This is a genomic window from Natronorubrum thiooxidans (genome assembly GCF_900156475.1).
Lineage (GTDB): Archaea > Halobacteriota > Halobacteria > Halobacteriales > Natrialbaceae > Natronorubrum > Natronorubrum thiooxidans.
Map to the genome: position 1 here is coordinate 44,116 of NZ_FTNR01000008.1, position 12,834 is coordinate 56,949.

Consider the following 12,834-nt stretch of genomic DNA (forward strand, 5'->3'; position numbering starts at 1 on the left):
GAGTGACGATCGATTACGTCCGTTGTTGACGCAATAATTCGGCATCGACACACCGCTAAAACACGTTTTCCGTGGGAAGACTCTTCCCTATCCCGCCCACGGCACTCGCGGCAACCTGACGTCTCGAGGTCGACGGCGGATCCGTTTAAAAGCGAACGGCAGTCGGACGTTTCAGAAACAATATACGATAACGGGAGTATAACCCAATTGAAACAATCGGCGACGGGTGGGAGATAGACTTGACTGTATGCGTTTTACCGCTGTGCTACTGCCGTCTCGGTGAAAGCCGAAATTCCTCGGTATGTAAAAAACTATTTCTCCAATCACGGTAGTGACATCGAGAATACAACTATTCCATTTATTATTTACCTGATGATACGGTCGACGGTTTAAAAGACGCTTCGATGTCGAAGGAAACCCATATGAACGGCACCGCTGCGATCGTCTTGGCTGCTGGAGAGGGGAATCGATTGCACCCGCTGACGAAGAACAGGCCGAAACCGATGCTTCCAGCGGCCGCAAAACCGATCCTCGAGCACGTGTTCGATCAACTCGTCGACGCCGGGATCACCGAGATTGTCGTAGTGGTCGGATACAAACGCGAGCGAATCCAATCGCATTTCGGCCCCACATACCGAGACGTGCCACTTACGTACGTCACCCAGGACAAGCAACTTGGCACCGGCCACGCCGTCCTCGCTGCCGAAGCAGCCGTCGACGGAACGTGTCTCGTGGTCAACGGCGACCAGATCGCAGCAAGTCAGATCATCCGCGACACACTCGAGGCACACGACGCCGACGCAACAGTCGCGTTGCTACAGCGATCGAGCGTCGATGGTTACGGTGGCGTCTTAGTAGACGAAGAGCGGGTCACGACGATCGTAGAAGACCCGCCCGATGACCGGGAGTATCTCCTCAACGCGGGCATCTACGTCCTCGAGCCGGTGGCGTTCGACGCTATCCGCGCGGCAGAACCGCGGGCTGGCGAACGCTTGCTGGTCGATGGGCTCTCGAAACTCGTCGAGTGGGGAGATATCGTTCGTGGTACGGTTTCCGAGGGCCTCTGGGTTGACGCGACGTATCCATGGGACCTGCTCGACGTCTCGTTCGAACTGTTCGACACCGGTTTCATCGGTGGGCAGTCGATGAGGAACGTTCACGAGACGGCAACGGTTCACGAATCTGCTGTGATTCGTGAGCCCATCATTATTGATCGGGACTGCGTCATCGAACCGGGTGCCGTCGTTGGGCCCAACGTTTGTCTCGGTGAGAACACCACTGTCGGATCGAACGCGGTCGTCGAACGAAGCGTCGTCGATACCGACACGCGTATCGGAGCCAGCGCAACGGTGATCGAGTGTGTCACCGGAACAGGAGTGAGAATCGGACGAGGATCAACGATTCCCGGCGGTCCTGGCGACGTTCGCGTTGCGGATCGTGTCTTCGAAAACGAAACGCTGGGTGCGTTGTTAGCCGACCGCGTCCACGATTGCGGTGGCGTCACGTACGTTCCCGGCACACTGGTCGGGCCACGCACGGAGATCCAAGCTGGGACAACGGTTCGTGGAACACTCGAGGCGGAAACGGAGGTTCGATCCTGATGTGTGGAATTATCGGCTACACTGGAGCCGGGAGGGACGAGGAGCTGTCGGAGATCCTGTTGAACGGCCTCTCGAGTCTCGAGTACAGGGGATACGACTCGGCCGGCGTCGCGATCGCTAACTCGACTGTGTCGGTGTACAAAAGCGAGGGTGAACTGTCCGAACTCGAGCGTAAACTCCCTCCAAACACGCTTGAGGGATTCGCAGGGATCGGTCACACGCGATGGAGCACGCACGGCCCGCCCTCCGATACGAACGCGCATCCCCACACGGGCTGTGACAGGCGTGTTGCCGTTGTTCACAACGGAATTATCGAAAACTATGAAGAACTCCGTAAAGAACTCGAGGCAAACGACCACGAGTTCGAGAGTGAGACCGATACCGAAGTCGTCCCTCATCTCATCGAGGAGGCAATCACTCAGGGGTCAACCCCCGAAACCGCATTCCGGCAAGCGGTCCACCGTCTGGAGGGGAGCTATGCAGTCTCGGCAGTCGTTTCCGGTCACGACGCCGTCTTCGCGACACGAAACCAGTCGCCGCTCGTCCTCGGAATCGGCGACGACGGCTACTTTCTGGCGAGCGACGTCCCGGCGTTTCTCGAGTACACCGACGACGTCGTGTATCTCGAAGACGGGCAGTACGTGTCGATCACCCGCTCGGGCGTCGAGATTACTGACGAACAGGGCACCCTCGTCGACATGCCAGTCGAGACTGTCGAGTGGGATGCAGCAGACGCGGGGAAAAGCGGGTACGACCACTACATGCTCAAAGAGATCAACGAACAGCCACACGCCCTCCGCGAGTGTCTTCGCGGGCGGCCCCGTGAACTGGAGGCGTCGATCGCGATCGACGAACTCGAGGGACTCAAGCAGCCGGAACGAGTCCACTTCGTATCCTGTGGGACTTCGTATCACGCATCGCGTTATGGGGCCAAACTGTTTCGTGAGCAGGGAATACAGACGACCACCTTTCTGGCGAGTGAGTACGACGTCGACTCGATCCCGATCGACGAGGAGACACTGGTCGTCGGTGTCACACAGAGCGGGGAGACGGCTGACACCTTACGTGCGCTTCGGGCCGCCAACAGCGTCGGTGCGGAGACACTGGCGGTGACCAACGTCGTCGGGTGTTCGGCCGCGCGCGAAACAGATTACGTGATGTACATCCGCGCCGGTCCCGAGATCGGTGTCGCCGCGACGAAGACGTTCGCCTCACAGCAGGTCGCACTGGCGATGCTCTCGCGGGACCTCTCAGGGAGGTGCTCGAGTGCGTTCATCGAGGCGTTGCGAGCGCTCCCGGATCAGGTCCAATCGATCCTCGATACATCGCACGCAGCAGCGGTCGCCGACGAGTACGTGGACGCGGACGCCTACTTTTTCATCGGCCGTGGCTTCGACGCACCGGTCGCACTCGAGGGGGCACTCAAAATGAAAGAGATCACGTACAAACACGCGGAGGGGTTCCCCGCCGGAGAGTTGAAACACGGACCACTGGCACTGGTAACCGAACGGACACCGGTCTTTGCGATGATTTCCGGGAACTCGAATATCGAACGAATGGTGGGGAACGTGCGCGAGGTCGAATCGCGTGGTGCACCGGTAGTCGCGGTCACGGACGTCCCAGGACGGATCGAGAACCACGCCGACCACGTGCTCGAGATCCCGGAAACACACGGGCTGTTCGCCCCGATTCTGGCGAATATCCAGTTACAACTCGTTTCCTACTGGGTCGCAAACCGGCTCGGTCGATCGATCGACAAGCCCCGGAACCTCGCAAAGAGCGTCACCGTCGAGTAACGTCACCGATTCGGTGTCAGTCACCCTCGAGTGATCGTCATCGAAGGTGATCAAACCGCTGTTAGTGAGGCCGTTCTTTTTTTCGCGGCGTTACTCGATCCACAACAGCCGAGCGTGACAAGAGAGGATCTGCGCTACCGCCCAGTTCGAACGACACCGTTCGGGCCACAGGAGACAGAATTTTCACTGGTGGGTGTGCGTACTCCGTCTCGACAGCCCTGGCGCAGCTCCGATCACACTGGTGGAATTTTGGAGGAGACGATACCGACGAGATGGGAGAGGGGTTCAGTACGGAGACGCCAGTTAGGTGACTCGTTCCAAACGATAGTCTCTCTATTCTCGATTCATCGCAGTGTATAGTAAAGTTACATCTCGAAATAGCCTGTTTCACCCCGAAAGGGTGAGTGAGACAGATGGTACGAGAAAACGAACGGTTGCGACGTACAGAACGTGCTGCCCTCGTGAGCGTCACGGGGACAGACACGGGTGCGTTCGCGCCCTCCAACGACGAAACGCCAGTCAGCGACGGCTTCCGCCGGGACTGGGACCAGCAAGCTCACAACAGTGACACTCGGCTAGAGACAAAATCGATCGAAATAGACACATAATACAACACAACACATGACAAGCAAAACAACCACTCTCCAGAAAGGACGTGCAGTACTGTTAGCCGGACTGATGGTGCTGTCCGTCGTTGCCATGTCCGCAGCGTTTGCGGGCGCGGCGGCGGCAAACCACGCTGACGAAGATGTAACGTTTACTGACCAAGCCCTCGGCATATATGACGGTGACACTGCCTTTGTCGTCGAGTCAGTCGACGCCCACGAAGGACAGTACCTCGAGATCAAAAACGAAAACACCGGTGACGTAGTGTACGAAACAGAGATTAGCGAAGATCTCACCAATGCTGCTATCTACGTGCCCAGTGAAAAAGCGGGACAGTACACGGCAACTGTCTACGCGGATGACACTCGAGAGGACGCGAAAGCGTCCGACACCGCAATGGTGTACGGTGCTGGCATCCAGATGAGCGACCAGTCGGCAGATAGCTCGATCGACCAAGTGAGCGTTGACGTCGCGGCGCTACTCGATGGACACGATGACGACACCGAGTTCGGCGTCGTCCTCACCGACGAGGACGGGAACGAGCTCGGCGAGGCAACCGGACTGACCGGTGTGAACGAGGATCTCGTCATCGAGACGTCGACGATCGAGACGGAGACCGTCGTTACAGCAACGGTCTACCTCGATGGCGAACCGATTCAAGCCTACTCTGATGAGGCCGAAAGCTTCGTCACGATCGCCGATTCGGCCACCGTGACGCCCGGTATGGACGATGGCGATGACAACGGCGATGATAACGGCGATGACGCGGACGACAAAGACGACGACAAGGAAGGCGACGAGAAAGACCACGACGACAAGGACTACGAGAAAAAGGGCGATAAGGACTACGAGAAGAAAGGCGACAAAGACTACGAAAAGAAGGCTGACAAAGACTACGACGACAAGGAAGACGACGAGAAAGACCACGACGACGCGAACGGAGACAACGGCGCTGAAGACGACGACGGCGTCTCGAACGATGCGGACGGCGACCAGGACACCTCCTCGGAAACCGATCAGAGCCAGGACTCCGAGCAGGACGCCTCACAGGACGCTGAGAACGAGCAGGAACAAGACACAGAGCAGGAAAACGAGACCTCCAGTGACGAAGATGAACTGCCCGGCTTCGGTGTCGGTGTCGCCTTGGTCGCACTGCTCGCAGCCGCCATGCTGGCACTCCGACGCCAGAACTGAGCAGGCCAACTAACCACCGAACCGCTTCGGTCGTTACGTGCTCATTTTTCTCGGCGCTTCGATTGAGTAGCGATACCACCGGTATACTGCTGGACAACAGTCAGTCCCCTACTCGAGCGTGTCACAGCGATCGTCGCCACTGACAGTCGACGTACATCTCATCGCACGACGGCGACGTGAGTAGTGGCAATTCGTTTCAGTTGTGACGATAGTCGTCACTGCGGTCGCTGCACACTCGGTCGCACGGCGGTGGTGCAATTTTCTCAGTTGCGACTATCGCCGTCGCCACCGATGGTCGTCGCTCGAGTGCGATTGAGACGATTTGCTATTCCTGTGTCCCGGCGCGGCCGCACGCTGGTTCGCGGTCGTGCCAGGGATCGATGACTCGAGGCTGACGAACGCGGACGGACGCGATTCTTCAGCACGGGTCGCGGTCGTCACCGAATCGAAGCCAGTGTGACGGAACCGTGGTCAGCACGAACGTCGTCACTGACGAGGAATGAATCGTGTCGCTTCGAACGCGAGATCAGTAGCGCCAAAAATATGCGAACGTAAATCGGGTGTGCTGCGGAGGCGGTGTTAGAAGCCGAAGTTGATGAAGTCCTGGAGTTCGAACTCTTGCTCGAAGTCGCTCTCGGCTTCGGTGTCAGCGTCTTGATCCTGGTCGGAGTCCTGATCGATGTCTTGGTCGATGTCAGCGTCCTGGTCCTGGTCGAGGTCGTTCTCCTGGTCGACCTCGTTCTCCGCCTCCGCATCACCGTGGACCGACAGTGCGATGTTGTCACCTAACCAAGCATTGTTGGACTGGTCAGCAGCCTGCTTCTGGTTGTTTGCGGCGTCCTGTGAGGCGCCCTGCTTGTTGTCCTGTGCCTGGTCAGTCGCAGCGTCCGTGTCCTGTCCGACGTCAGCGTTGTTTTCGATCGTGGCGTCTGCAGCTGCTGTTCCAGCGAACCCCATAAATGCGAGGCTGCCGATTAGTGCGACCGTCAGTGCGAGTGAGAGTGCGCGTTTCATGTGTGTAATCTACCGCGTGTCGGGCACACGTGTCAAAGCTGCTTATCGCATCGGCCAACTCCTCATCGGTGCTGCCAACCTTCTCCTCTATGGCACGTTGCCCGGTTGGTAGCCAACCCGGTGATGAATATGAACCCCGGCAACGGTTTCGAGTAAAACCCCTGGTTAGCCGATTTAAACCGGTCAAAACAACGTTACTGTGATTGAGACACTCGTCTGTACGAGGTCAATACGAAACGTTCAAGAATTAAAGAACTTCTTGTAGACAGGAATATTGGCCCGCTGCAGTCATGGACATATTCACATTAGTTTCACATCGGTATTCGATTGAGAATATACATCATATCGACGGATAGATAAAACCGGTTACTGGGGAGAACAGTATCCGAATACGAATTGTTTCATCACGGCCGCGTCACACGGTTTCGATCGTATGGCTCCGAGTTCACACACTGAGACCGGCAGACCCCAGTCTGCGATCCCCACTCTCGAGTGAGTCTGCACTCGTGGTAGCCGACCTCTTCTTGCCCGTAACAGCCAGATAACAAAGACAGTAATCAAGCTAGATCAGTTCGTGTCGAAGATAGTCAATCAAAACGGACCCTCTTCGACGATTCTCAAAGTTGCGTGAAACAAACCATGTCAAGACTACCACAGCTTTCAGTACTACTCGTCGCCGCGATGGTCATCCTCTCAATGACCGGGGCAGCGGCCCCTATAGACACAACCGAGGTGGCCTCTGAAACGGATACGACAGACGGGACAGTCCAGACGCTCGAGCACGGTGAGGACCTCTACTTCGTCTTCGGGGCGGAACTCGAGAATCGATCAGCTGATGAGTTCATCGAGTCCCAGTTGGCGGATCGTCCCGAGTCGATTACCGATCAGGAGGAGATCGCCGATGTTGTCCAGTATCAGGACGTCGAGCAGGTCGATTTCAACCGACAAGGGGGCGCGATCTCCATCGCGATCGACGGCGGTGAGGCGACCGCTATCCAGGAGGCGAACCAACAGAATGCGAACAGCCAGGTCGGTGAGGCGACCGCCGAAAACACCCTGGCCATGCCCGAAGACGTCGCCTTCGAAAACGTCGGAAACGTCCACATCGTATTCGGCACCGGCGACAATCAGACGTTCGACGGCTGGAGTGTCGCCGACGGGACGGGCGACGAACCCACCCAGGACGTCACGCAGCCAACCGAGGCATCGACCGACCAAGAGCAAGACGTCGACCAGGTCAATTTCAACGACCAGAGTGCGGCTTTTGCGATCGCTGAAAACGCAAGCGAGGCGGTGGCATACCAGCGATCGACACAGGCGAATCAGAACCTCCAGCACGGATCGACGGAGTTGTTCGAAACTGCCGTCAGCGACCCAGCGACCACCCAGTCGTCGCTCGCAAGCATCGATCAGTCACAGAACGTCTCACAGGCGAATCACAACCAGCAGGGCCTGGCAGTCGCGATCGCGGTCGGTCCTGATTCTGTCGCGACGGCGATCCAGATCACAGACCAGACCAACCTCAACGAGCAGGTTGCATCGACCGAAATCGTCTCCGTCCTCGATGTGATGTCGGGGATGAACGTCGCGACTGCCGACGTTGACAACAGTAGCGTGCTGTCGACGACCGGCGGCGACGGCGGCGACACTGACGACGCCGATGCCACCGAGGCGGCGGTCAGCGTGACACAGTACCAGAGCGCAGAGCAGGTCAACGTGAATTTACAGAGTGCTGCAGTGGCGATCGCGGTCAACGAAAGCAACGCGACGGCGATCCAGTTGGCCGAGCAGCGAAACTACAACGAGCAGGTCGGCGTTATGGATGCCGAAACTACCGAACCACTTATTGATCCGCTCCTCGAGGCCGCGGCCGGAGCCGTCATCACCAACGAAACGACGGTGACGATCGGGGGCAACGAGATCGACGGCGAGCCGCTGCTGGCACTCGAGTACGACGGCGAGAGCGGCCAGCAGACCGACGGCGAACAGTACTCGGCTGCCGCGCTTGACCAGATACAGTTCGTCAATCAGCTCAACGTCAATCAGCAGCAGGCTGCCCTCGCCATCGCCCAGGACAACGGGAGCGCTGACGCATCACAGATCACGATCCAGGAGAACAGAAACGTGCAGTTCAGCGATGTCGAGTCGACGGCCGTCGGTTCACCGCCGGCTGACGGCACTGATTCGAACGGTACGGACGGAACCGACGGCGACGGCACGGACGGGACGGAAGACGGTTCGACGGGTGCTGACAACGACGACGGTGACAAACCCACGGAAGGAACCGGCGAGAAAGCCAAAAACGGCGCTGGCGACAAACCGACGGACGGCGATAAGGACGCCAAAGAGAAGACGGACGGCGGGACCGATGACACGACGCCGTCCGACTCCGACGGCGACACCGACACCACCGGAGACACGACGCCAGCCGACTCCGATGACGAAGACGAAGACGACTCGATGCCGGGTCTCGGTGTCGGTGTTGCCCTTCTCGCGCTCCTCGTCGCTTCCCTGTTTGCAGCACGCGACGGACACTGAGCACCGCTGAGCCAGCGCCGTCGACATCTGTGGCTGTGGGCTTTTGCAATCTCGTGTATCGTACCGGCCAACAGCGGATCGAACCCGCTCGAGGGACGCCGACGTGCACGCTCGCCGATGGGGCCACGACACGAAAACCGAGGGCAACGTCCGCCCGGGGGTTAGACATCGAACAGCACCTCGGTCAGTCGCTCGCGCGATCGTCGTCCGACTCGAGGTCGGTCTCCTCGCCGCGGTGTGTTGCGAGCGCTTCGTCGATCGTCAACTCACCCGACGCGACCCGCCGAGCCAGCAGTTCGTCGATCGCCCGGTTTTCGTCGCTCTGTTCGCGCGAGCGGTCCTTGATCGCCTGGAGTTCGCCCGCCGTCGGCTCGATCTCGCGTCGGTCGACCACCTCTCCCTCGAGTCGCGCGATGTTGACGGCCGCGAGCACGTCACCCATCCCTCGCGCACCCGTCCCGAGATACGGTGTCGTGCCGGTCTCGTCGACGAGTTCGACCTGGATGTCCTCGAGGTCGTTGACGAGTGTCGATCCCTGGAGACGCGAGCCGTCACCGATTCGAACGACTGGCGAGGTGGCCTCGGCGGCCTCGCGTTGAATCACGTCGACTGCGTTGGCCAGTGGCACCTGAAAGGCGGCGACGACCATCTCCCCTGCAAGGACGGCGATCCCGGGGTTACGACCTGGGTCGACACCAATGACTGTGCGGCCACCGTTTCCTCGAGCCGCAGCGAGCGCCTGATCGACGGCGCGTCTGGGGGCGTCCGGCTCCGCGACGATCGTCGTCACGTCCTCGAACGCGTCGGCGTGCTCGGCTCCGGTGACGACGACCGTCGTTTGATCCGGGAGCGCCGCGTCGGGTTCGACGGTCGTGAACTCGGTCCCGCGCTCGCGGAGTTCGGTGACGACGCCGTGATAGACCTCGAAATCTGCTGTAGCGACGACAATCACATGTCAGCCTTCGCTGCGGGTGTGAATAAACGTACGCGAACGCGATGTGTGACGGGACGTTCTCGAGAGAACGGTGACAGACCGGTTCCGGGGCCTTTTTGCGCGCAACCTGCCAACTCACCCTGTGAACGACGAGGCGATCCCGACCGGCTGTGGTTCGGTCGACGAGTTACTCGGTGGTGGGTTCGAGCGCGGGACCGTCACGCAGCTATACGGCCCGCCAGCCGCGGGCAAGACAAATCTGGCACTCTCCGCAGCCGTCGAGACGGCTGCCGATGGTGGCACTGCGGTCTACATCGACACCGAAGGCGTCTCTGTCGATCGCTTCCAACAACTGCTTTCGGCACGTGTCGACGACGACGCCCTCGAGGCCGTCGCCTCGAGAATCGTCATCGAGGACGCCCTCGATTTCGAGGAACAGGCCGAAGCCGTTCGCGACACCGAGGGGTTCGCCGAACGGGCGGATCTGATCGTCCTCGACAGTGCAACCGGGTTCTATCGCCTCGAGCGAACTGCAGACGGCGACGAGGGCGAGGCACTGCGCAGTGTCGCCCGACAGGTGACCCATCTTCTCTCGCTGGCCCGGAAACACGATCTGGCGGTCGTGCTCACGAATCAGGTCTTTTCGGATCCCGACGCCGACCGCACGCGCGCGCTCGGTGGCAATACACTCGAGCACTGGACTGGCGTCGTTCTCCGACTCGAGCGATTCCGTGGTGGGAAGCGGCGGGCGACCCTCGAGAAACACCGGTCGAAACCAGCGGGCGAGTCGGTCCAGTTCCGCATTACGGATCGAGGCCTCGAAGGCGGCGACGCGGCGACGCGGCGCTGACCCGTCGCTCGATAACCGCCTCCCGAACAGTTACCCGGTGTCCGTCTGGACACGGTAGTATGAACGATTCGTCGGCCCGCGTCGAGCAGTTACTCACGGAGTTGACTCGCGAGGACAAACTGCGGCTGGTTCGTGGACGGGACGACCCCGAAGGGACGGCGACGGGGTATCTCCCGGGGGTCGATCGGCTCGAGATTCCAGAGTTCAGGCTGGTCGACGGGCCACTCGGCGTTCGGGCTGAAGGGAAGCGAGCGACCGCGTTTCCGGCCCCGATTGCTGTCGCGGCGACGTTCGATCCCGACCTCGCCCGCGAGAAGGGAGCCGCGATGGCTCGAGAAGCGACCGCGCTCGGCCAGCATGCGCTGCTCGCACCCGGGGCGAACCTGATTCGGGTGCCACACTGTGGCCGCAACTTCGAGTACTACGCGGAGGATCCGGTGGTGGCCGCTCGAATGACCGCTGGTGCCGTCACTGGCATTCACAACGAGGACGTGATCGCGACGGTCAAACACTACGTCGCGAACAATCAGGAAACTGATCGCGTGCGTGTGAGTAGCGAGGTCGACGAGCGAACGCTCCGAGAGCTGTACCTGCGACCGTTTCGGGCTGCCGTCGAGGCCGGCGTCGGCTCCGTAATGACGGCCTACAACCGGGTCAACGGCACGCACATGAGCGATCACTCCCGCCTCGTCGGCGACGTGCTCAAAGCCGAGTGGGGGTTCGACGGCTACGTCGTCTCGGACTGGTACGGCACCGAAAGTACTGTCGGCGCGGCGACCGCCGGACTGGACCTCGAGATGCCGGGCGTCGCAGCCGGCGACGAGTCGGACGACCAGTGGCCCTCGCCGGACGAGTTCGAAGGCGAGGCCGCCGAGATCATGGGTGGGCTCCCCGACGGAACCCGCGCGGGACTGTTCGGCGAGCCGCTCGCGGCCGCCGTCGACGCCGGCGAGGTCCAGCCTGACCGACTCGAGGACATGGTTCGGCGACTCCTCGGACAACGCGAGCGAGTTGGCTACCTCGAGGCGACTACCACCGACGAAAACACTGATTCCGGCGCTTCCTCACTCGAGCGCGCCGGCGCGCTCGACACACCAGCCCACCGTCGCCTCGCCGAGCGCCTCGCCGCACGCAGCACCGTCTTGCTCGAGAACGACGGCGTGCTCCCGCTAGCGGACGAGACGGACGTCGCGGTCATCGGGCCGAACGTCCACAAGGCGACACTCGGTGGGGGCGGCTCGTCGGAGACGACGCCGTTCCAATCGACGAATCCGGCCGCGGGGACTCGCGCGCGAGCCGATGGGGCAGTCACGGTCGCCCGCGGCGTCGACACGGTTCCGGACCTCTCGCTGTTCGACGTGTTGCCGTTCGTCGGTGACGGCGAGGACGAGTCGGCTTCGGCGGACGAAATAGCCGCCACGGAACCGGTCGGAATCGACGTCGCCGAACCGAGCATCGACGCCGCCGTCGAGGCGGCTCGAGACGCCGCCGTCGCCGTCGTCTTCGTCCGCGACAGGACGACGGAAGCGAAAGACCGCGACTCGCTGCGACTACCCGGCGAGCAGGACGAACTGGTCGAGGCAGTCGCCGCCGCAGCGGACGAAACGGTCGTTGTCGTCAACTCGAGTGGCCCTGTCGAATTTCCGTGGCGTACGGACGTCGCCGCGATCCTCGAGGCGTGGTATCCGGGACAGGCCGACGGCGCGGCGATCGCCTCGGTGCTGTACGGCGACCGGGATCCGTCAGGTCGGCTGCCGGTGACGTTCGCCCCCGAGAGAACGTACCCTGCAAGCGACGAACGGCAGTACCCCGGCATCGACCGAAAAGCACAGTACGAGGAGGGCGTGTTCATCGGCTATCGTCACTTCGACGCCGACGGCGTCGATGCGGAGCCGACGTATCCGTTCGGACACGGCCGCTCCTACGCGGCGTTCTCGTATCGAGACGCGACGGTCGTCGACGAGCGGACGATTCGTGTGACCGTCGAAAACGTCGCCGATCGGTCCGGCCGCGAAGTCGTCCAGGCGTACGTTCGACCGCCGGAATCGTCGCCGGTCGAGCGTCCGACGCGTGAACTCGCGGGGTTCGAATCGGTTGCACTCGAGGCCGGCGAGACGCAAACCGTCGACCTCGACCTCGAGTCGCGAGCACTCGGCCGCTACGACCTCGAGCAGGGGTGGGTGGTCGATCCGGGCACGTACACCGTCGAAGTGGCTCGCTCGGCTCGAGACGTGCGAAAAACGGTCAGTCTCGAGGTTACACGGGAAGACTGAGCGGGAATCCGCAGCCGGCGGCGCGATG

General features: G+C 60.8%; 8 protein-coding genes. 6 read left to right on the forward strand and 2 right to left on the reverse strand.

The genetic code is table 11. The features are described 5' to 3' along the window. Positions 1–422 precede the first annotated feature (422 nt). From BW940_RS11925 to BW940_RS11940, 3 genes are all read left to right on the forward strand, one after another. A complete protein-coding gene (locus BW940_RS11925; RefSeq protein ID WP_076609444.1) occupies positions 423–1,601 on the forward strand; it encodes a sugar phosphate nucleotidyltransferase in 1,179 nt (392 codons plus the stop codon). Next, a complete protein-coding gene (glmS, locus tag BW940_RS11930; RefSeq protein ID WP_076609445.1) occupies positions 1,601–3,397 on the forward strand; it encodes a glutamine--fructose-6-phosphate transaminase (isomerizing) in 1,797 nt (598 codons plus the stop codon). The genes BW940_RS11925 and glmS overlap by 1 nt, the downstream gene beginning before the upstream one ends. A gap of 621 nt (positions 3,398–4,018) precedes the next feature. Continuing rightward, positions 4,019–5,197, forward strand: coding sequence for a PGF-CTERM sorting domain-containing protein (locus tag BW940_RS11940; RefSeq protein WP_084776762.1), 1,179 nt, complete (start codon positions 4,019–4,021; stop codon positions 5,195–5,197). A gap of 579 nt (positions 5,198–5,776) precedes the next feature. Here BW940_RS11940 and BW940_RS11945 read toward each other — a convergent pair. Next, positions 5,777–6,211 (reverse strand): toxin transporter, encoded by a 435-nt coding sequence (locus BW940_RS11945; protein WP_076609448.1) that lies wholly within the window; start codon positions 6,209–6,211, stop codon positions 5,777–5,779. 639 nt (positions 6,212–6,850) lie between these two features. Here BW940_RS11945 and BW940_RS11950 point away from each other — a divergent pair. Continuing rightward, complete coding sequence (locus BW940_RS11950; RefSeq protein WP_076609449.1) at positions 6,851–8,749, forward strand: PGF-CTERM sorting domain-containing protein; 1,899 nt, start codon at positions 6,851–6,853, stop codon at positions 8,747–8,749. A gap of 184 nt (positions 8,750–8,933) precedes the next feature. Here BW940_RS11950 and BW940_RS11955 read toward each other — a convergent pair whose 3' ends face one another. Beyond that, on the reverse strand, positions 8,934–9,701 hold the full coding sequence (locus tag BW940_RS11955; RefSeq protein ID WP_076609450.1) for a hypothetical protein: 768 nt from the start codon (positions 9,699–9,701) through the stop codon (positions 8,934–8,936). 124 nt (positions 9,702–9,825) lie between these two features. Between BW940_RS11955 and radB the strand changes: the two genes are divergently transcribed. Both radB and BW940_RS11965 read left to right on the forward strand, forming a co-directional pair. Beyond that, positions 9,826–10,533: a DNA repair and recombination protein RadB gene (gene radB, locus BW940_RS11960; RefSeq protein ID WP_076609451.1), complete on the forward strand. Its 708-nt coding sequence runs from the start codon at positions 9,826–9,828 to the stop codon at positions 10,531–10,533. Positions 10,534–10,592: 59 nt separating this feature from the next. Further along, positions 10,593–12,806 (forward strand): beta-glucosidase family protein, encoded by a 2,214-nt coding sequence (locus BW940_RS11965; RefSeq protein WP_076609452.1) that lies wholly within the window; start codon positions 10,593–10,595, stop codon positions 12,804–12,806. Positions 12,807–12,834 lie beyond the last annotated feature (28 nt).

What these genes read in the sequence shown, in the direction of transcription:
- BW940_RS11965 (WP_076609452.1), top strand. Translation starts at nt 10,593, where the DNA reads ATGAACGATTCGTCGGCCCGCGTCGAGCAGTTACTCACGGAGTTGACT.
- BW940_RS11945 (WP_076609448.1), bottom strand. Translation starts at nt 6,211, where the DNA reads ATGAAACGCGCACTCTCACTCGCACTGACGGTCGCACTAATCGGCAGC.
- BW940_RS11950 (WP_076609449.1), top strand. Translation starts at nt 6,851, where the DNA reads ATGTCAAGACTACCACAGCTTTCAGTACTACTCGTCGCCGCGATGGTC.
- glmS (WP_076609445.1), top strand. Translation starts at nt 1,601, where the DNA reads ATGTGTGGAATTATCGGCTACACTGGAGCCGGGAGGGACGAGGAGCTG.
- BW940_RS11925 (WP_076609444.1), top strand. Translation starts at nt 423, where the DNA reads ATGAACGGCACCGCTGCGATCGTCTTGGCTGCTGGAGAGGGGAATCGA.
- BW940_RS11940 (WP_084776762.1), top strand. Translation starts at nt 4,019, where the DNA reads ATGACAAGCAAAACAACCACTCTCCAGAAAGGACGTGCAGTACTGTTA.